The following is a 20,795-nucleotide window of genomic DNA, read 5'->3' on the forward strand; positions in this document are numbered from 1 at the left end:
CTGCCGTTCCAGCTTCCCCTTGAGCTGCCCGCAGGCGGCCGAGATGTCCTGCCCCTTGCTGGCCCGGCGGATGGCGACGATGTCGCGGCTGAGCAGATAGGTCTGAAAGGCTTCGATGCTCTCGGGCCGGGGAGCGCGAAAGGCCGATCCCTCATGCTCGTTGTAGGGGATCAGGTTGACCTTGGCCTTGATCCCGTGCAGCAGCCGGACCAGCCGTTTGGCATCGGCCGGCGTGTCGTTCACGTCCCTGATCAGGATGTATTCGAAAGTGATGCGCTGGCGCGTCGCCAGCGGAAACTCCCGGCAGGCGGCCATGAGATCTTTCAGCGGATATCGCCGGTTGACCGGCATCAGCTCGTTCCGAACGGCGTCGGTTGTGGCATTGAGGGATACCGCCAGGTTCACCCGGATGCGCCGGCCAAGCTCCAGCATCTCCGGGATCAGCCCCGAGGTGGAGAGGGTTACCTTGCGCGGCCCGTATCCGAATCCGTCATCGTGGTAGAGGATCTGCAGGGCCTTGACCACGTTGTCCAGGTTGTGCAGCGGCTCCCCCATCCCCATCATGACGATGTTGTTGACCGGTCCCTCCCTGGCTGTGGCGCAGACCTGGTTGACAATCTCCGCCGGGGAAAGATTGCGCAACAGGCCGAAGGTGCCGGTGAGGCAGAAAGCGCACTGCATGGCGCAGCCGACCTGCGTCGAGATGCAGAGCGTGCTGCGCTCCCCCTCCATGGGGATGCGCACCGTCTCCACCGTCTGTCCGTCCCCAAGACGAAAGAGGTACTTGCGGGTGCCGTCGGTACTGACTTCCGTCACCTCCGGCTCCCAGTCGGAAATAAAAGCCCTGCGCTCCAGTTCCTCCCGCAACGACTTGGAGAGGTCCGTCATCCCGGCAAAGGAGGTCACCCCCCGGGCGTAGATCCAGCGTATGATCTGCCGGGCGCGGAAGCGCTCCTTGCCCAACCCGGTGAGGAATTCCGTGAGTTCCTCGCCGGTGAGGTTCTTGATGTCGATGAGACCTTGCCGTGACACTCTCTGTTTCCAACCTATCTATATTTAACGAAGAGTCGTGAAGAGGGCGCCTCTGCGTTGAAGATCTTCTTTTTGATTATGAAAAAGCCCTCCGGGATTGTACCCGAAGGGCTTTTTCTTCACAAGGTCAAAGTACGGCAACCCCCCGGCTTAGAGCAGCTCCAGCCCGGAGAAGAAATAGGGGATCTCGAAATCGGCGGTTTCGGGGGCGTCGGAGCCGTGGGTGGCGTTCTCGCCGATGGAGGCGCCGAATTCCTTGCGCATGGTCCCCTCTGCGGCCTCGGCGGGGTTGGTGGCGCCCATCAGGTCGCGCCACTTTTTGATCGCCCCATCGGCCTCCAGGACCATGACGATGCAGGGGCCGCTGCTCATGAAGTCGGTCAACTCGCCGAAGAAAGGCCGCTCCTTGTGCACGTAGTAGAAGCCTTCGGCTTCCACCTTGCTCATGTAGAGCTTTTTCATACCTACGATCTTGAAGCCTTCGGTGTAGATGCGCGAGATAATCCGGCCGGCGTAACCGGCTGCGAAGGCGTCGGGCTTGATGATGGCGAAAGTTCTTTCCATGGTCGTATCCTCCAATAGTTTAATGAGTCGACGGGGCAAAATGCGCGACTTGTAGCATCACCGGAGGCAAAAGTCAAGAAAAACGGGGGAGAACGGAAGATAGACGGCGGAAGGCAGAGGACGGCGGACAAGGCATTCTGATAACTGATAACTGATGCCTGATACCTGCTTTATCGGCTGCTTTTCTGATACGTTCCGATCAATTCCGCCGCGGCGAGGATATGCCCTTCCATCGCCTTCTCCAACTCCTCCTTGGTCGAACGCTCGTGGAGATCCAGGGCTGTGTCCAAGGCAAAGAGCTTGTGGAAATAGCGGTGACGGCCAATGGGTGGACAGGGTCCGCCGTAGCCGGTCTTGTCCCAGTTGTTGAGCCCGCTCCGGGCTCCTTCCGGCAGATCCCTCACATCCATGGCTTCCGGCAATCCCGTCGAATCGGCCGGGAGGTTGTAGAGCACCCAGTGAACCCAGGTCATCTTCGGCGCTTCCGGATCCGGGGCGTCCGGATCGTCGACGATCAGGGCCAGGCTCCGCGTCCCTTCAGGGATTCCGGACCATTCCAGAGGGGGCGAGATATCCTCGTCCTCGCAGGTGTATTTGGCTGGAATTTCATCGTTATCGGCGAAAGCCGGGGAACGGATTTCGAGTGGCATGATTGCCTCCATCTGGGAATGGCAGACGCGCTGCTCCGCTGATTGACCGTCTGTCTCCTGATATGCCTCTATATTAGCGGCCCTGTCACCGGTTGCAAGGGTCGAAGTTCTGGGGAAGTGCGGTTCTGCCGGACTCAATCCCGAGGAGGGGGCAGTTTCGGGTAGTGGCCGAATAACATCTCCAGCCTCAGCAGGATGCCCGGGGTCGCATCACGGTCCCGCTCGTCCGGAAAGGAAACCTGCGGGATGACTTCGTAGAATAGCCAGTCCCTCAGGATTCTCTGCCGGTAACGGGCGCTCAACACGACGTTGTCGAGCTGGTGGTGCGGCCTGGTCCGGAAGAAGTTCCCCCAACTGTAGATGATGACCCGCCGGGGGCTGAAACGCTGAAACACCTGAAAAGCCAAGTCGTAAAAGTACCCATCCTCCTCCGAAGTCCACGAACCGTCCAGCGTCGTGCGGAAGAAGAAGGGGCGTTTCAGTTCCCGATCGAAATCGAAGGTTGTCCGGACACCAGTTTCCCCATCGGTAGAGGCAATGAGGCGCTGCGTGAAGCGGAAAAGCCAGGAATCGAGGGGGACCGACTGCCGGTAGCGCGGTTCGAGGAATACAACCGGCAGCCCGTCTCGCCACCTGATGCCGGCCCGGAGGCTGATATTGCGCTCTAGAGTTTCAATCAGGAAATAGCGCAGGGAGGTCGAAAAGTCGTCATCGGCCGAGGTCAGCTCCGGTCTTTCCCCTTGGACGCCGGAAATGGTCCGGAAGTCCTCCTCTACATCATCAGGATCTCCGGCGACGACAAGCTGGAGCCTCTCCTCTAGAATCGGCAGATCGAGATGGAGATTGGCCTTCATGTCGTACTCGACTGCGTCGTCATCCTCTGCGAAGAGGGAAAACCTGACTCTCACCCGGGTTTCCGAGATTTCGCTCTCAACCCGCGGATCGGCGAAAAAGGAATCCAGCCACCTCGCCGTCGCGAGCACTCCCGTCGAGATACGCTCGTGGGCGGCATCGATGATGATCGGCTCCCCGGCTTCTTCCTCCTCCCCTTCGACTTTTTCTCGAGCCTCGGTCACATCGGCCCCTTCCGAGTCCTGGCTGAGATCGACCCCATTCCCGGAAATCTGCTCCGGCGCCTCCAACTCCTCCTCCGACTCTTGGGCGGGGGGTTCGAGATAGGTCTTTTCTTCCTCCGCAAAAGCGCTCGAGGGCAGCCCGATTCCGAGCAGCAGAAGCATTATCGATGCGGGGACCCAGCGTGTCATAGGCAATGATCGCGTTTCGAAGTATGGGAAATAATTACCCTATAATGAGAATAACAGAGAACGAGCCCATCGGGAGAAGGGCATGAAATTTTTTTCGCCCTTTCTGATTTCCCGATCCGATGGCGATTCTATCAAGGACGGCGTCCAGCCGTGCTTGGGGGGTTATTTGAACTCGATCTTGTAGAAGAGATCAACCCCGCTATCTTCCCCCATCTTTGATTCGACCTCCCAGTGCTCGCTGATCTCGTACCGCAACCTGGCCACATTGCTTTCGGTGAAGAGCGACTGCCCATAGCTGATGTAGAGGCGCGGGCTGAGGTATTTGCCGATCGTCACCATGGAACTTTCGACCTCGCCGCCTCCCGATTCGATGGTCAGGACATCGACACCGAGTTGCCTTTTGAGGCGGTCCTGCAGCACAGCCGATTCGCCGCCGGAGAGGAGGGCGCCGGCGGCTCCCATAAGCAGACCGGCACTTTCGCGGTCCCCACCCATCGGATGGCCGAGAACGATATAGGACAGTACATCCGTGTCCGGCATGGCAGGGTCGGAGTAGAGCTTCACCACCGGCTCCCGGGGAGTGCCGCCGACCTGAACCCCCGCCTTTATTTCGCCGATGGTGCGCAGTGCCAGAATATCCAGGGTCGGCCGGTCGACAGGGCCGCCGGCAAAGAGAATCCGGCCTCGATCAATCTTGAGCTGCACACCGTAGGCTGAGTAGATTCCCTCGGCGACACGGATCTCTCCCCTGGCATTGATGTCTTCGATACCCTCTGAAATCAGCGTGAGCTCCCCTGCGAGACGGGCATCGACGCCTGCGTACCTGATCAGCACGCGCTTTCCGAGGACTACCTTCACCCTGAGATCGAGCGCGATGGGGAGGTCCCCCCTTTCGGCGGGAGTTTCCCCCCCGACGATCACGACATCTGGGCTTTCCGCCACCATCTCGGGCCTTTTGCGCTCCACGAGGATCAGTTCCGGCAGCTCCACTGTCCCGCGCACCTTGAGTCTCTCGGTGGTGCCGCTGAGCTCGAGATCGGGAGAGACGAGGAGCTGCAGCTCGGGGAGATCGACGGCCTGGAAGCGCTCTCCCTTTACCGTCGCCTGATATTCGACGACCCGCCACTGATCAAGCCGCACCTCTCCGTTCCCCTCGATGCGTCCCGGTCCGGAAAGGGCGGAGAAGGAGACGAGACGGAGCCTCTGTCCGGACAGTTCGGCCCTGACCTCAACGTCCTGGATTTCGACGCCTGCGGCGGGGAGATAGGCGCCGGCGCCGCTCAGGTGCACCATGCCTCCGAGATCTGGAGAACGCCAGGTTCCGCCGATACTCAGCCGGACCGCCAGTTCTCCTTCACTTTCCCGCAGCAGGCCCGGGAAAATGGCGGAGAGCAGCCCCTGCTCCCTCATCTCGCCGCTGAGGCGCACCGAGAGCGGCCCCTGCGGCGGGGAGGAAGTGGGTATCCGGGCCGGCAGAGGAAGACTGAAGGACCCTTCGATCCGTCCGACTTCGGCGAGGGCAATATCCAAGTTTCCCTCCAGGGACTCCCCCTTCCACCGCCAGCTCGCCTCGGCCGTGCTCAGGTCGAAGGCGACCTCCCCCTCCTCTCGCCTCCAGGTTACTTCTCCATCGCCGACTTCCGTGCTGCCGGTCAGAGCGAGCTTCTGGCCGGGGAGCCACTCTCCCCGTACCTCTCCGCTCAAAGCTCCCCGGAGGTGAACGGCGGAGGGAATCCAGGGACTCAGGAGGAAGAGATCGATCCGTTCCCATCTCCCCTCAAGAATTCCTCGCCGGGGCATCGCCAGCGGCGCCTCTTCGGAGTGAAGATCGGCGGCGAGCCTCCCCCCATCCTCCATCTCCGCTTCAAGACGGGCATCGAGTCCGCCGGCATCCCAGTCGACGGTTCCCTCCACCCGGGAAAAGGAAGCTTCGATGTCCTCCGTCGCCAGTTGCCCCGCCGCTTCGACCCTTCCCTTGATGACAGTTCGCTCAGCTCCAAGCAGCCTGAGTGCGGCCTCGCCACTGCTGCGCCCCTCCAGCAGGATGGTTTCCGGCAGCCAGGGTCTCAGCAGGGAGAGATCGAGGTCCCGCCAGCTCCCGTCCAGGGTTCCGCGCCGGGGCACCGTCAACGGCGCCTCTTCGGAGCTCAGATCGGCGGCGAGTCTCCCCCCTCCCTCCAGTTCCGCTTCGACGCGGGCGGCGAGTCCGCCGGCATCCCAGTCGACGGTTCCCTCCACCCGGGAAAAGGAGGCGGAAAAGTCCTCCAGCTCCAGCCGTCCCTTCGCCTCGACCCTCCCAGCGACGGCAGTCCGTCCCTGTTCCAGCAGGTGCAGGTCCGTCTTGCCGCTGCTTCGTCCCTCCAGCTTTACGGTTTTCGGCAGAAAGGGTCCCAGCAGGGAGAGATCGATCTTTCGCCATGTTCCCTCCAGAGTCCCACGCAGGGGGGAGCCGGTCAGACTGGCGGTCATTTCCAGAACCATGTCGGCGCCCCCCTCCAGGCGCAGAGGCGCAACCCTCACCCTGCCGATTCCGAGCTGCAGCGCCACCGGGTTTACGAGCCGCCAGTCTCCTAATTTGCGCGTCTCGCCACGAAGCTGTTCAAGGGTCCCCGCCCAGAACTCTCCCGTCCATCCTCCTTCGGCCCGAAGCATTCCCCGACCCTGCGGCCCGCCTGCGGTCAGGTCCAGTTCGTGGCTCTCGAGGGTCCCGTCGAGGGACAGCTCGAGGGCGTCCAGGCGCAGCCGATCGTAGGCCAGCCCTCCGGACCGCAGGCGTACGGAAAAGGATCGTCCTTCGGGACGGTTCGCCTCGCCGCGCAGAGTCGCCGCCCGGGCCCCTGCGAATGCGATCCCATCCCCCTGAAATCCCAGACGGCCGGCGAGCTGCCCTTCTGCCCAGCGCACCCAGCCTTCCGCTTGCACACTTCCGGCAGCCCCTGGAATGAGTCCGTCGAGCCGGCGCACATCGGCGCTGATCTCCAGCCGCTCCCGCAGGCGACCGTGGGCGGCAAGATCGAAGCCGTCACCATGCAGTTCGAGGGCGGCGATATTCAGGTCTTCTCCCCGCACGGATAGATCGACCCGGCCGGTCAGAGGACGGCCGCGCAGGGTGCTTTCAAGAAGGGCTCCTTCCATTTCGGCCCACAGCGCTTCGCCCGGAAGCTTCTCCAGAGCGCCTTTCAGATCGAGATTGACGACCCCGCTCCACCGGGGATCGATGACCGCCGGGTCGAGGCCGCGCCCCTGGAGCATCGCCTCGACCTGAACGCCCTCGCGCCATCCGACGGTGGCTTCGCCACCGATGGAGCCGCGGAGCCAGGCGCCGTCCAGGTCGCTGAGGGCTACCCCTTCCATGCTGCCGGAAAAACTTCCGGCCAGCCGCCCCTGGCGCCATCCGGCACCCCGGCTGGAGAGTTGGAAACTCCCCCCGTACTCCTGCAGGGTACCGGAGACCTCGATCCTTCCGCCGAGTTCGGCTGCCACGCCGGTTTGCCTAGCCAGGTCAAACCCTTTCGCCTCGACTTGCAGCGAGTAGGCGAAAGGGTCCTGCAGGGCGATCTCGCCTTCCCCGCTCAGCACTCCGCCCCAGGCGGCGTGGGTCAGCTCGAAATCCCGCAGGCGCAGAACCTCCCGGGCGAGGGAGATTTGCGCCGTCAGGTCGAGGATCACCGTCTTCCCTTTTCCCCCGCGCAGCTGTACTGGACCGGAGAGGAGTGCGTCGGCGTCTTCTTTGAGATCGGCCGTCAATCTGAATCCCTTCAGATCGGCGACCATCTCGGGGAGGCTCAATCGCAGGTCGAGATGCAGGAGCGGGCTGACGAATCCCGCCGCCGCGTTCCCCTGCAGGCGATATCCCTCTGCGACGGCATCGAGATCGCTCACCTCCAGAATTCCTTCATCCCAGGTGAGCCGCGCCGCCAGGTCAAGACGCCGGGCCTCCCCCTCAGGGGGATGCAGCGTGATGTCCTCAAGGCGCAATTCCTCTATCACCGCGTCCAGGCGCAAGGCCCATCCCGATAGCCGCGGCCAGGTGAATTCGGCGGGTCCTTTCTCCTCGGAAGGAGGTTCCGGGCTCGTCGTGATCTCCCCCCCTTCGAGGGCCAGTTCCACCACCGCGAGATCCCCCTGCAGAAGGCGGCCGGGCTGCCATCGCAGGAGCAGGCGATCGAGCACCGCTTCCGTCCCCTCCCGGCGGAGCCGTATCCCCTCCAGGAGCAGGTCGTCGGCCAGCCGCCCTTCCACCCGGTCGATCTCCAACTCCGCACCGGCCGCTCCGGCGGCCGTCTCCAGAAGCCAACGCGCACCCTGCGGAGTGCGCAGCAGCCAGAGACCGGCGGTAAAAACAGAGATGACGGCCAGCAGCAGAAGCGCGGCCATAAGAAGGATCAGGCGTTTCACCATCCGAACCCCACACCGATGTGGAGGCGATAGGAAGGATCGGACACGCCGAGCTGCCGGGCGATGTCGATCCGGATCGGACCCACAGGAGTGTAGCGGCGAATTCCGATCCCAGCCCCCTCGAAGATCTCGTAGTCAGAAAAATTGTCGAAGGCGTTGCCGGCATCATAGAAGACGGCCACACCCCAGTTCTCACCCAGGGCACGCTCCAATTCGACGCTCCCCACCAGCAGGTTCTTGCCGCCTACAACGTCGCCATTTTCGTCTTCGGGGCCGAGATCCTGGTAGCCGTAGCCGCGAACGCTCTGATCGCCCCCGGCAAAGAAGCGGAGCGAAGGCGGGATTTCCCGGAGGGGCTCGTTCTGCCATGTGGATCCCGCCTTCACCCGTGCGAATACGGAGAAACGGGCCGGCAGGGGCACCAGGATGTTGCCCGAGCCGATCGCCTGGAGCAGACCCGTGTCCGAACCTATATCCTGATGCGTGCCTCTCACCTCGACACTGATCAGATATCCTCCCCGGGGGCGTACCGGGTCCGAATAGGTCCGCCGGCTGAATCGCACGCCGGGAAGGACCAGAAAGGAGGTATCGTCGTCCTCCTCGCCGACGGTGTAGTCCTCCCGCAGCAGACGGAGGAAGACCGAGCCGGTCATCCCCTTTTTGAAGCCATGCACTCTCTCCAGCTCCACGAACAGGGAGGATCGTTCGTAGGTGTCCGGCTGCTCTTTTTCCAAGCCGGCCCGCAGGGCGGTCTGGGTGTTCATGTCCCGCGGGCTGGGGACAATATAGGCCGCAATGAGATCCTGGCGCAGCTCGGCCACCAGGAAATTCCCGGAAAGTTCGTGCCCGCGATGAAGCATGTTGACATCCTTGTACTGGAGCGTGAAGCGCGCGCCTGTATCGGTCCCGTATCCGATGCCGGGGCGCAGGCGGCGGCGCGCCGAAGGGACGAGCTGGATGCTTACCGGAACCCGGCGCTCCTGCGCCATTTCCAGGCGCGGGGTGACGATCACGTCCCGGAAGCGGTCGGAATCGAGGAAGTTGAGCTGTGTCTGTCCGAGGCGGGAATAGGAGAAGCGCTCGTCCGCCTCGTAGGCCATGTAGCGGCGCAGGAATTTGTCGGGAAACTCGGGTGCGCCATGAATGAGGGTCTCGCCGAACTGAAATCGAGGGCCGGTGGCCAGGACGAGATCGATCTCGGCGCTATTTTCTTCGGGATCTACAAGAATGCGGTGCTCGGAAAAAGCGGCGTTGAGGTACCCAAAATCAATGGCCCGGGCCTTGAGTGCTCCCTTAGCTTTCTCATAGAGGTCCTGTCGCAGAACATCGCCGCGTTTAAGGGGAAAGTCAGCTGTCAACTCGCGCAGTTCCGACTCGTCGCTGCCGGGTCCCTGGATGAGGATTCCGGCCTCTGTGACCCGGACCGGCTTTCCCTGTTCGACCTGAACGATGAGGTTGTATCGATGCTCCGGAACGAGTTCCTGCAAGGAAGCCGTCGCCTGGGCATTGTAATAACCGAAGGGCCGAAGCGCCTTTTGGACCAGCTGCGGTGCCCTCTCGGCGAAGCGTTCCAGCCAGCGGCGGTCCACCCGTTCGTCCCTGACCAGACCGGTCGGCAGGACCAGGGCGGCACGGATGTTTCCCTCCTCATCCTCCCCTTCGACCCCCCGGACCGTCACCTGAACCGCTTCAGCCGCCTGCGCCGGTACCGCCGCAAGAGGAGTGAACAGCGCGAGCAGGGCAAGAAAAAGAAAGATGGAGCGTTTCGGTAGCAGTGCGCACAAGAGGACCCCCGCGAGGCGGAAAAAACCAAATTCCATCCATAATTCTGATCATCAACTATTTTATTCTAACAAAAAAGCCCGGGTCCGGCAGGGGGAGCCGGATCCGGGCTGCGGACCGGAAGGCAGGCGATGGATTTTAGTCCATCGCGACGGTAAAGCAGTTTGGGAAGCCGCTCTTTTCGAAGTCCACTCTCGCTGTCTCGGCCGCCTCGATGGAAGGATATTTGCCGACGCGAACCCGGTGGAAAAGGCTTCCGTTGACCCAGCCCTCCTCCACATGGGCGTGACCATGCTTTTCTTCCAACTGGGCGCTTAGTCGGCGGGCGTTTTCGGCAACGGTAAAGGCGCCGACCTGCACGCTGTAACTTCCTATGGTGTAGCTTTTGGGCTGGCGATAGGCGATTTTGCCGGCGCCGTCGGTCTCACGATATCCCAGCGCCTCGATCCGCACCGGCGCGGTGCCGGGCCCAACCACGTCAAGTTCCCTCGCCGCCGAATAGGAAAGATCGATGATCCGCCCCTTGACGAAAGGGCCCCGGTCATTGACCCGCACAATCGACTGCCTGCCGTTGACGCGGCTGGTCACCCGCACCCAGACGCCTAGCGGCAGGGTCTTATGGGCGGCGGTCATGGCGTGCATGTCATAGGTTTCGCCGTTGCTGGTCTTTTTGCCGTGGAAATTCGGGCCGTACCAGCTGGCGAGACCCTCCTCGGAAAATCCTTCGTGCTGATCTCTTCGCATCGGCTGGTATCGCTCCCCGTTGACCTCGTAGGGCTTCTCCCATCCCTTGAGCCCTCTGGTCTCGGGAGTGTCGATTACGCGGGAGCGGTAGGCCGGTCCGCAGGCGCCGAGCAAAAGGGACAGCAGGAGGATAAGAGACAAAGGGAGGAGAAGGGATTTCAACTCATCGGGCATGCTGATTACTCTCCGAAGGCCAAGACTTTATCCGCAGATTACGTAGATAAACACAGATGAAAATCAATCTTGAAGGATTCTGGACGAAAGGCTAACGAGTGTAAAATATTTTGCCTTTGTTTTAATCTGCGAAAATCTGCGTCATCTGCGGATAAAAAAATTTCCCGGAAGCGCTACGCCTGTTCTGACAAAAAATTTTCCACCTCTGCAAGGGTCGGAATGGCCGTCCGGCCTCCGAGGGCTCTGGTCTTGAGTGCTGCGCAGGCGGCGGCGAAGCGCACGGTTCGCCGAAGCTCCCATCCCTGCAGCAGCCCGTAGATGTAGCCACCGTGGAACACGTCGCCACATCCGGTAGTGTCCACCGTGTCGACGGGGAAGGCCCGTTGGTGGAACTCCTCCCCTTCGCGGCTCAGGGTGTGGCTTCCCCGCGCCCCGACCGTCACGGTCACGGCCCGGGGGCCGTGACTCAGAAGTTTTTCGAGGGCGCGACGCGGCTCGTTCCCGCCGCACGCCTGCAGGGCGAATTTTTCGCTGACCACCAGGTGATCGATCAGGGGCAGGAGATCGGCGGTGCCGCTCCGGAAGGTGCCGCCGTCGAGGACCGTGGTCACTCCGGCCTCCCGGGCGATGCGGGCCGCGGCCAACGAGGCCTCCTGCTGCAGTCCGTCCAAGTGAAGGACCCGGCAACTGCGGATCGGTGCAGGGTCGATTTCGGAAAGAGAAAGGGGCCGGGCGCTGCCGCGAGTCCAGAAGATGTTGCGGCGGCCGCTCCCATGCTCGACGGCGATGAAGGCGAACTGACTCGTGCGGCCGGGATCGGTCAGAAGGTTGCCGCAGTCGACCCCTTCGGCAAGGAGTCCGCTGCGGATGCGCGCGCCGAAATCATCGTCCCCCACCCGGCCGAGAAAGGTCGTCCCAATGTCCATCCTGGCCAGGGTCACCAGCGCCGTGGCCGCCGGTCCCCCTCCCTGGAAAAGGACCTCCCCAAGTTCAGCCTTGGCATCGACCGCAGGATACGCGTCGACCCGCCCAAGGATATCGTAGGCGCACTGGCCAAGACCGACAACGGCGAAAGGCATGGTCCATAGGTCCTATAAGTCGTATTGGCCCAATGCCCTTGCCCTTACTCGGCCACCCTCGTCATGACCCGGAACTTCTGGTAACGCTGCTCGACCAGCTCTTCGGGGGTGAGGGCCTTGAGCTCATCAAGATGTTTCTTCAGGTAGACCTTGACGTTGGCGGCGGCCAGCTCGACATCGTTGTGCGCGCCTCCAAGGGGTTCGGGGATCACGTCGTCGATGACGCAGCCGAGTTCGTCGATATCCTTGGCGGTCAGCTTGAGGGCCTCGGACGCTTGCGGTCCCTTGGTCCCGTCGCTCCAGAGGATGGCGGCGCACCCCTCAGGTGAGATAACCGCATAGACCGAGTATTCCATCATCATCACCCGGTTGCCGACGGCGATCGCCAGAGCGCCACCGGAGCCGCCCTCGCCGGTGATGGTGACGATGACCGGTACGGTAAGGGCCGCCATTTCCCTCAGGTTACGGGCGATGGCCTCGGCCTGTCCGCGCTCCTCGGCTCCGATGCCGGGAAAGGCGCCTGGGGTGTCGACGAAGGTAAAGATGGGCAGACCGAACTGCTCGGCCATCTGCATCACCCGCAGAGCCTTGCGATACCCTTCGGGATTGGGCATACCGAAATTGCGGTACACCTTCGCCTTGGTGTCGCGCCCCTTCTGGTGTCCGATCACCACGCAGGGCTCGCCGTCAAAACGGGCGAAGCCGCAGACCAGGGCGGGGTCATCGCGGAAGTTGCGGTCGCCATGGACCTCGAACCAGTCGGTAAAAATATGTTCGACGAAATCGAGGGTAAAGGGGCGGTTGACATGGCGTGCCAGCTGGGTGCGCTGCCAGCGGCTCAGATTGGAGAAGATCTCCTCGCGAAGCTTGTCGGCTTTCTTCTCGAGCTTCCTTATATCGCCGGAAAAGTCGACCTTGTCGGTGGAATATTCCTTGAGTTCACGGATCTTCTGCTCCAGTTCGACCAGGGGCTTTTCGAAATCGAGATAGAATTGCATCATATATCTCCTTGAATATTAACTTGATGTAGGGGCGCAGCATGCTGCACCCGCTCTTGTATCGCATTCGGCCGAGGGCGCAGCATGCTGCGCCCCTACTCGAATGTCACCACATTGTATTCGAAAAGTTTCTTCGTATCATCCATGATTTCATCGCTGGCTGCAACCTTCAGATTCTCCGGCAGGGTGATCACCGTTTCGCTGCGGTTGGGGATAACGAGGTGAATCAGCGCATCGCAGCTGCCTCGATGCCGGGAAATAATCCCCTTGAGGGCCCGCAGCTGAGTCTCGTCGAGGCCGGGGGTGGTCAGGCGGAAGTGCACTTTTTTAGTCTGCTGTTCCTTGATCTGACGCAGGGGAAAAACCTCGTTTGCCATCAGTTTGCAGGTCTCCTCGCCAATATCCAGGGTTCCGGCCACGAGGAGGGGCTCTTCGCTCTTGAGCAGTTCCATGGAAGCCGCGTAGACTTCGGGGAAAACCACCATCTCGACGAATCCGGAGAGATCCTCCAGGGTGACGAAGGCCATCCGGTCCCCTTTCCTGGTGGTCAGTTCCTTGAGACCTGAAACGATGCCGCAGACCCGGACCTCTTCCTTGTCCGTACGCTCGGCGAGAGCGGCCGTGTCGCAGGTGGCGAAGCGCCGGATCGCCTCACTGTGCCTGGCCAGGGGATGGCCGGTGATGAAGAAGCCGAGGGCCTCCTTTTCGAAGCCTAGGAGGATGTTCTCGGCCCATTCGTCCATGGCGGGAAGCTTGCCGTAGCCGTTGCCGTTGTGAGAGATGATCTCCTCTGCGCCAAAGAGCGACTCCTGCCCGACTTCTCTTTCCCGCTGCACCTTCTGCCCCACTTCCATGGCCTCTTCCAGAATGGCCATGTACTGGGACCGCTTGCCGCCAAGAGAAGCGAGGGCGCCGCACTTGATCAGGGCCTCCACCACCTTCTTGTTGACCTTGCGCAGATCAACCCGTTCGCAGAATTCATGCAGGGAGACAAAGGGCTCCTCCTTGCGCGCCTCGATGATCGAATCGAGGGCGGCCGCCCCCACCCCCTTGACTGCTCCGAGACCGAAGCGGATCGACTTGTCGTGAACGGTGAAGGAACGGTCCGAGGCGTTGATGTCCGGCGGCAGCACCTCGATCCCCATCGAACGGACCTCGGAAATGTTCTTGATCACCTTGTCCGTGTTTTCCATATCCTCGGTGAGGAGCGCCGCCATGAACTCCACGGGATAATGGGCCTTGAGGTAAGCGGTGTGATAGGCGATGAGGGCGTAGGCCGCCGAGTGGGACTTGTTGAAGCCATAGGCGGCGAACTTCTCCATAAGGTCAAAGACCCCTTCAGCCTTTTTCGGATCGAGCTTGTTCTCCTTCGCCCCCTTGAGGAAAATCTCCTTCTGCTTGGCCATCTCCTCGGGCTTCTTCTTACCCATGGCCCGGCGCAGCAGGTCGGCGCCTCCGAGGCTGTATCCCCCCAGCACCTGGGCGATGAGCATGACCTGCTCCTGATAGACGATGACCCCGTATGTATCCTTGAGGATCGGCTCCAGTTGCGGGAAGTCGTAGGTAATCTTCTTTCGGCCGTGCTTGCGCTGGATGAAATCGTCGACCATCCCGGAACCGAGTGGCCCCGGACGATACAGGGCACAGATGGCGATGACGTCCTCGAAGCAGTTGGGCTTGAGCTTGACCAGCAGCTCCTTCATTCCGGAGGATTCGAGCTGGAAGACACCGGTGGTCTCTCCTGCGCCAAGGAGCCTGTAGGTTTCGGGATCATCGTCCCTGATCAGCCGGAGGTCGAATTCGGGGTCCTTCCCCGCCCGGATCAGCCGCAACGCGTTGTCGATGACGGTGAGGGTCTTCAGTCCCAGGAAGTCGAACTTGACCAGACCGATCTTCTCCACATAGCTCATGGCGAACTGGGTGACCTGCCCCCCCGCCTTTGGGTCGGTGTAGAGGGGGAGGTATTCCGGAAGAGGCTTCGGCGTGACCACAACCCCGGCGGCGTGGGTGGAGGCGTGGCGGGTCAGCCCCTCCAGGGCCAGGGCGATGTTGATCAGTTCCTTGATCTTGGGATCCTTGTCCACCATCTCCTTGAGCTTCGGCTCCTGCTGCAGCGCCTCCTTGAGGGTGATGTTGAGAATCCCGGGGACCAGCTTGGCGATCTTGTCGACTTCGCCGTAGGGCATGCCTACGGCCCGGCCGACGTCGCGGATCACCCCTTTGGCCGCCATGGTGCCGAAGGTGATGATCTGGGCGACGTTCGCCTCGCCGTATTTCCGGCGCACGTAGTCGATGACCTCCTCGCGCCCGTAGATGCAGAAGTCGACGTCGATATCGGGCATCGAGATGCGCTCGGGATTGAGGAAGCGCTCGAAGAGGAGATTGTAGGGCATCGGATCGATGTCGGTGATGCGGATGGCGAAGGCCACCAGGCTCCCGGCGGCGCTGCCGCGACCCGGCCCGACGGGGATGTCGTTATCCTTGGCCCAGTTGATGAAGTCGGCGACGATCAGGAAATAGCCGGGGAAGCCCATCTGGTTGATGCACTCCAGCTCCGTCTCCAGACGCTGCCGGTACAGTTCCTCTTCTTCGGCGGAGAGCTCCCGAACCAGCCGAATATCCCCGAGCCGTTCCTTCAGGCCGGAACGGGACATCTCCTCCAGAACCTGGTCCAGGGTTTTTTCGGCGGGTTTTTCATACTGGGGGAAATGGTAGGTGTCGAAGTCGAGTTCCAGATTGCAGCGTTCGGCAATCTCCACGGTGTTGCGGATCGCCTCGGGAGTCGCCTTGAAGAGCTCCGTCATCTCCTCGGGGGTCTTGACGTAGAACTCGTCGTTGGAGAAGCGCATCCGGTTGGGATCGTCCATGGTCTTGCCGGTCTGGATGCAGAGCAGCACCTCATGGGCGTAGGCATCTTCCCGGGTGAGATAATGGCAGTCGTTGGTGGCCACCAGGGGGAGCTTCAGTTCGTCGGCGATCTCGATCAGTCCCCGGTTCACCGGCGCCTGCTCCGGGAGGAAGTTCTCCTGCAGTTCGAGGAAGAAGCGATTGTCGTCGAAGATCTCGGCCATCTCCTTCGCCCGGCGTATCGCCTCCTCCATGCGGTTCATACCGATCAGGGTGGGCACTTCTCCACCCAGGCAGGCGGTCAGGGCGATCAATCCGTCGTTGTGGCTGCGCAGCAGTTCCCAGTCGATCCGCGGCTTGTAGTAAAAGCCCTCCCGGTAGGCCGCCGAAACCATGCGGCAGAGGTTTCGGTAACCGTTCAGGTTCTGGCAGAGAAGAACGAGATGGTAGGAAGCTTCCGAGGAGCCGCGGGCGTTGGTTTTGTCGTGCCGGGAGCCGGGAGCGACGTAGACCTCGCAGCCGATGATCGGCTTGATCCCCGCGGCCATGGCCTTGGAATAGAATTCCACCGCCCCGAACATGTTGCCATGGTCGGTCACCGCCAAGGCCGGCATCCGGCAGTCGCGGGCGCGTTTGAGAAGATCGCCGATCTTTATGGCCCCGTCGAGCAGGCTGTACTGGCTGTGCAGATGCAGGTGGACGAAGTTGGCGTGATTCATAAAGGCAGGACTCAACTATGAGATATCAGGTTTCAGGTAAGTTTAGGCTATCAGGTTTCAAGGTAAGAAACCGATATCGGTGATGCTGCGGCGTTGCGGTGCCCGGCATCGAGTGAACGCCCGAATATTATCACCGACGGTTTGACGAGGTCAAGAAAACTGGCTGGAGAAATGAGGATGAAAGACAGTGACGGCGTGAGGCGTGGGGGTTACAAAACTTCAACCCCGAACTGCTGCAGCATGCCCGTCAGCTTAATCAGGGGGAGGCCGATGAGGCTGGTGTAGTCATCCCCTTCCATTCGCTCCATCAGGGCGATGCCGAGCCCCTCGATCTTGAAAGAGCCGGCGCAGTCGAGGGGGTTCTCCCGGCGGAGATAGGAGCGGATCTGCTCGTCCGAAAGATCCCGAAGAGTGACGCTAAAGGTGGAATAATCAACGGCGGCCTCGCCGCTGCGGCTGTCAAAAACCGCCACGCCGGTATAAAAAGTATGGGACCTGCCGGCCATGGCCTTGAGCTGCGCCACCGCCCTGTCGAAGGCGCCGGGCTTGCCCAGAATCCGGTTTCGAGGATCGACGAAAACCTGATCGGAACCGATGATAAGCGCATCGGGATAATGTTTCCGAAGACTCTCCGCCTTATGATAAGCCAGGTGCTTGACCAGTAGTTCCGGTGAGACGCTCTGGTCCAGTTTCTCGACATAAAGCGGAGCGGCCGTTATGAACGAGAACTCCAACTGGGCAAGAAGCTGGCGCCGGTAGGGGCTGGTGGAGGCGAGAACGATGCTGCGCATGGATGCATCCTTGATGGCGTCATTCGCCGGGTTTTTCGAGGGCATCGCTTAGTCATTCGACGGATTTTTTCGAGGGCATCATTTTGAGGCCCGAAGTTGCGTTCTTTTTACCCCAGCGGCCTCCGAAATGCAATCTTTTCAGGCGACGCTGCGATTCCATGCTGGAGCGGTCTCGCCGACCTCCATGGGGAGTTCCAACTGCTCGGCGTAGTGCCGGGGACGCAGGGCCATCCATCTTCCATCGGCCCGGTAACCGGTCACCTGCCGCCGCGGCCGGACTTCAAGGGAGGGGAAATTCTCAACGCAGAAAAAGATAGCCGACAGCTCGTCGGCAATTGCCGAAGACACCGTCTCCCGACCGGCTTCAGCGACGAAAGCCGGAAGTCCCCTGCCGGGCATCCACTCATCGACAAAAATCACCTCCACTCCGGAACCCACCTCGATCAGCACTTCTCCCTCTTCAAGACCATTGCCGAGCATTCCGACGACGGAATAGCAGAGCCGCTCGCGCTGTTGACGCTGTTCGACCCGCTGAATGTCGAGATACAGAGCCCTGCCGTTTTCTTCCTCCATCTGCAGCCAGATCATGTCGCACCTCCTGTTAAGTTGGCGATGTTCTTTCTGACTACAGGTATAAAAGATGACCGTGACAGAATACGTCATGGCCATCAGATTTCAGTTTTCCATCTCAGTCTTCGTCTTCAGGCCGAAGTCTCCGATTTTTGGAACAGGATTCCTTCCGATAGTCCTTCTAGGAAGGAAGAGCGCAGGAGAGGCGGAGCGAGGACCTCGACGTGCGGGAGGTAGGAATAGAGCCAGGAGAGGATCTCCTTCTCGCCTCCGGCGCTGAAGGAAAGAAGGAGGGATCCGCCCTCTTCTTCTTCGAGAATCTGGGCGGGATGCCAGGTACGCTCTCGGATCAGGTGGGCGATTTGGGAGCCGAAGCGCACCCGGATCTCCATCGGATCGTCATCGATAAGGCCGAAAGCGCTGCCGGTGAGGTCCTCCACCCGGAAAGTATCGGGAACTTCGAAGCGCTCCGTGGTGACGGCCACCTCCTGCAGACGATCGACCAGGAAGAGGCGCAGGGCTCCGCGGTTGTGGGCGAAGCCACCAAGGTAGAGGGAATCCTTGAAGAAAAGCAGGGTGTAGGGGTCGAATCGGTAGGTTTCGGGCTCCCTCCGCGGTGGAGCGTAGAGAATCTCGCAGCGATACTGATAAAGAAGAGCCTCACGCAGCTTTTCAAGGATGGGCCGTCGGGTGCGGTAATCCCTCAGTCCCTGAAAGCGAGGGGCGGCGGCCTCGGCCAGACGTTCGAGATGGGCGACGCTGCGCGGCGGCAGCGAAGAGCGGATCCGGCCGAAGATGGCGTCGAGATCGTCCTGGAAGGGAGTCCCGGCCAGAAAGGCGAGCTGTCCCCGGCACAGATAAAGGGTCATCAGCTCGTTGAGGGAAAAGGTGATGGGGGGAATCTTCTTGAACCCGGTGATGAAGCGGTAGAGCATCCGGCCGTCATCCTGCCGCTCGGAGACCAGAGGATAGCCGGCATCGCGAATCGCCTGCAGGTCGCGATAAACGGTGCGGCGGTCGACGGCGCACTCCTCGGCCAGCTCATCAACCGTGGCTCCGTAGCGCGCCTCCAGCACCCGGATCACATCGTGCAGCCGGGCGGCCTGGCTGTATTTCTTCGCGGGCTTGGTCACGCGGCCTCCGGGTATCAGCTGTCAGTTATCGGATATCAGCTGCAAGCTGCAAGCTATTAAACTATCAGTCTTTTGATTCCTGGTAATAGGTGTATTTATGTGACTTGCCCCGCACCTTATCCTTGGGATATTTGCGGGTGTTCTTGTCCATTTTCGCCAGGATGGTTTCGGAGAGGTCCAGATCGAGGGCATTGGAGAGGGAAAGGGCGTAGATGACGATGTCGGCCAACTCCTCGCCGATATCGGCCAGGGCTTCGGGAGGAAGGTTCTTCGATTCCTCCACGGTGAGCCACTGGAAGTGCTCCATCAGCTCGGCGGCCTCGATAGCGATCGACATTGAGAGGTTCTTGGGGGTGTGGAACTGCTCCCATTCCCGTTCCCGAACGAACTCCGACATTTTCTCCTTAAGCTGCTTCAGAGTGGTGCGGCTGTCGCTCATGAAACCCCCATATTGGTGATTGGTGATTCGTTACCGACTCTACTCCCACTCGATGGTCGCGGGAGGCTTGCTGGAGATGTCGTAGGTCACCCGGTTGATGCCGCGCACCTCGTTGATGATGCGGTTGCTGATTCGCGCCAGATCGGCGTAGGGCATCGGATACCAGCCGGCGGTCATGAAGTCTCTGGTCTCCACCGCCCGCAGGGCGATGACGTACTCATAGGTGCGGCCGTCCCCCATGACTCCAACGCTTTTGACCGGCAGAAAAACGGCAAAGGCCTGGCTGATCTTGTCGTAGTGGCCGCTCCGGTAGAGCTCCTCGATGTAGATGGCGTCGGCGGAGCGCAGGATTTCGGCGTACTCCTTCTTCACCTCGCCGAGGATGCGCACGCCCAGCCCGGGGCCCGGGAAGGGATGCCGCCAGACCATGCGGTGCGGAAGGCCGAGTTCCTCGCCGATGGCGCGAACCTCGTCCTTGAACAGCTCGCGCAGGGGTTCTAGGAGCTTGAGCTTCATATAGTCGGGAAGGCCGCCGACGTTATGGTGGCTCTTGATGTTGTGGGCCTTGCCGGTCTTGGCCCCGGCCGACTCGATGACGTCGGGGTAGATCGTCCCCTGGGCCAGCCAGTTGGCATCCTTGAGCTTGTTCGACTCCTCCTCGAAGATGTCGACGAAGAGATTTCCGATGATCTTGCGCTTCTTCTCCGGGTCCCGCTCGCCGGCGAGAGCCGATAAAAAGCGCTCCTCAGCATCGACACGGATCACCTTGACCCCGAGATTCTCGGCGAAAGTCGACATCACCTGATCCCCTTCGCCCAGGCGCAGCAGGCCGTTGTCGACGAAGACGCAGGTGAGCTGTTCGTCGATGGCGCGGTGGATCAGGGCCGCCGCGACCGAGGAGTCGACGCCGCCGGAGAGTCCCAGGATGACATGATCGCCGCCGACCTGCTCGCGAATGCGCGCCACGGCATCCTCGATGATCTGCCCCGGCGTCCACTGCCCCGTGCACCCGCAGATCTTGCGCACGAAGGTGTCTATGAGCACCTCGCCCCGGGGGGTGTGGTTCACCTCGGGATGGAACTGGACTCCATAGAGACTGCGCTCGACGTTCTGGATGGCGCACACCGGGGCATTGTCCGTCCCCGCGACCACCTCGAAGCCGGCCGGCACCTTTTCGACGTGATCGCCGTGACTCATCCATACCGGGCTTTTCCCCTCGAGAAAGAAGCCGTCGAACAGGGGACCGGGAGCCCCTTTGGGATGAACCTGAAGATCGGCATGTCCGAACTCGCGTTTGCCTGCCGGAACCACCTCGCCACCGAAATGGCGGGAGAGAAGCTGCATGCCGTAGCAGATGCCGAGAACGGGCACGCCGATTTCGAAAAGCTCCTCCGCGACCGCGGGGGCGCCTTCCTCGTAGACCGATTTGGGGCCTCCGGAGAGAATGATCCCCTTGGGAGCGAAGGCCCGGATGGCCTCAAGCCCCATGTCGAAAGGGTGCAGCTCGCAGTAGACGTGCGCCTCGCGCACCCGCCGGGCGATCAGCTGGGTGTACTGGGAGCCGAAATCGAGGATGAGTATTTTTTCTCTGTGGATGTCCTGCTGCATTT

15 protein-coding genes are annotated in these 20,795 nt (G+C 61.3%); all 15 read right to left on the reverse strand.

Going from position 1 to position 20,795, the window contains the following annotated elements:
- Positions 1 to 1,032: 23S rRNA (adenine(2503)-C(2))-methyltransferase RlmN (rlmN, locus tag DTF_RS0116705; RefSeq protein WP_027716249.1), on the reverse strand; the 1,032-nt coding region annotated here is incomplete at its 3' end.
- A gap of 150 nt (positions 1,033 to 1,182) precedes the next feature.
- The gene (gene ndk / locus DTF_RS0116710) at positions 1,183 to 1,596 is read right to left on the reverse strand and encodes a nucleoside-diphosphate kinase (protein ID WP_027716250.1); all 414 of its coding nucleotides are present in this window, start codon (positions 1,594 to 1,596) and stop codon (positions 1,183 to 1,185) included.
- 170 nt (positions 1,597 to 1,766) lie between these two features.
- Positions 1,767 to 2,246, reverse strand: coding sequence for a YbhB/YbcL family Raf kinase inhibitor-like protein (locus tag DTF_RS0116715; protein ID WP_027716251.1), 480 nt, complete (start codon positions 2,244 to 2,246; stop codon positions 1,767 to 1,769).
- A gap of 134 nt (positions 2,247 to 2,380) precedes the next feature.
- Positions 2,381 to 3,511 (reverse strand): hypothetical protein, encoded by a 1,131-nt coding sequence (locus DTF_RS0116720; RefSeq protein ID WP_155890854.1) that lies wholly within the window; start codon positions 3,509 to 3,511, stop codon positions 2,381 to 2,383.
- Between the two features lie 162 nt (positions 3,512 to 3,673).
- A complete protein-coding gene (locus DTF_RS0116725) occupies positions 3,674 to 7,912 on the reverse strand; it encodes a translocation/assembly module TamB domain-containing protein (RefSeq protein WP_027716253.1) in 4,239 nt (1,412 codons plus the stop codon).
- Positions 7,906 to 9,693: an autotransporter assembly complex family protein gene (locus DTF_RS0116730; RefSeq protein ID WP_162148663.1), complete on the reverse strand. Its 1,788-nt coding sequence runs from the start codon at positions 9,691 to 9,693 to the stop codon at positions 7,906 to 7,908. Before DTF_RS0116730 ends, DTF_RS0116725 begins: the two co-directional genes overlap by 7 nt.
- A gap of 136 nt (positions 9,694 to 9,829) precedes the next feature.
- Complete coding sequence (locus tag DTF_RS0116735; RefSeq protein ID WP_051361410.1) at positions 9,830 to 10,609, reverse strand: septal ring lytic transglycosylase RlpA family protein; 780 nt, start codon at positions 10,607 to 10,609, stop codon at positions 9,830 to 9,832.
- Positions 10,610 to 10,782: 173 nt separating this feature from the next.
- Positions 10,783 to 11,688 (reverse strand): carbohydrate kinase family protein, encoded by a 906-nt coding sequence (locus DTF_RS0116740; RefSeq protein WP_027716256.1) that lies wholly within the window; start codon positions 11,686 to 11,688, stop codon positions 10,783 to 10,785.
- A gap of 44 nt (positions 11,689 to 11,732) precedes the next feature.
- A complete protein-coding gene (locus DTF_RS0116745) occupies positions 11,733 to 12,686 on the reverse strand; it encodes an acetyl-CoA carboxylase carboxyltransferase subunit alpha (protein WP_027716257.1) in 954 nt (317 codons plus the stop codon).
- Between the two features lie 95 nt (positions 12,687 to 12,781).
- Entirely contained in the window at positions 12,782 to 16,252 is a 3,471-nt protein-coding gene (gene dnaE, locus DTF_RS0116750; RefSeq protein WP_027716258.1) for a DNA polymerase III subunit alpha, read from the reverse strand.
- 209 nt (positions 16,253 to 16,461) lie between these two features.
- On the reverse strand, positions 16,462 to 17,043 hold the full coding sequence (locus DTF_RS0116755; RefSeq protein WP_027716259.1) for a nucleoside triphosphate pyrophosphatase: 582 nt from the start codon (positions 17,041 to 17,043) through the stop codon (positions 16,462 to 16,464).
- Positions 17,044 to 17,181: 138 nt separating this feature from the next.
- On the reverse strand, positions 17,182 to 17,631 hold the full coding sequence (locus DTF_RS0116760; RefSeq protein ID WP_027716260.1) for a hypothetical protein: 450 nt from the start codon (positions 17,629 to 17,631) through the stop codon (positions 17,182 to 17,184).
- A 113-nt stretch (positions 17,632 to 17,744) separates the two neighbouring features.
- Positions 17,745 to 18,746, reverse strand: a complete 1,002-nt coding sequence (locus DTF_RS0116765) for a YafY family protein (RefSeq protein WP_027716261.1) — start codon at positions 18,744 to 18,746, stop codon at positions 17,745 to 17,747.
- 64 nt (positions 18,747 to 18,810) lie between these two features.
- Positions 18,811 to 19,185 (reverse strand): nucleotide pyrophosphohydrolase, encoded by a 375-nt coding sequence (locus DTF_RS0116770; RefSeq protein WP_027716262.1) that lies wholly within the window; start codon positions 19,183 to 19,185, stop codon positions 18,811 to 18,813.
- Positions 19,186 to 19,224: 39 nt separating this feature from the next.
- Entirely contained in the window at positions 19,225 to 20,793 is a 1,569-nt protein-coding gene (gene guaA, locus DTF_RS0116775) for a glutamine-hydrolyzing GMP synthase (protein WP_027716263.1), read from the reverse strand.
- Positions 20,794 to 20,795: the final 2 nt, after the last annotated feature.

Source organism: Desulfuromonas sp. TF (genome assembly GCF_000472285.1).
Classification (GTDB): domain Bacteria; phylum Desulfobacterota; class Desulfuromonadia; order Desulfuromonadales; family ATBO01; genus ATBO01.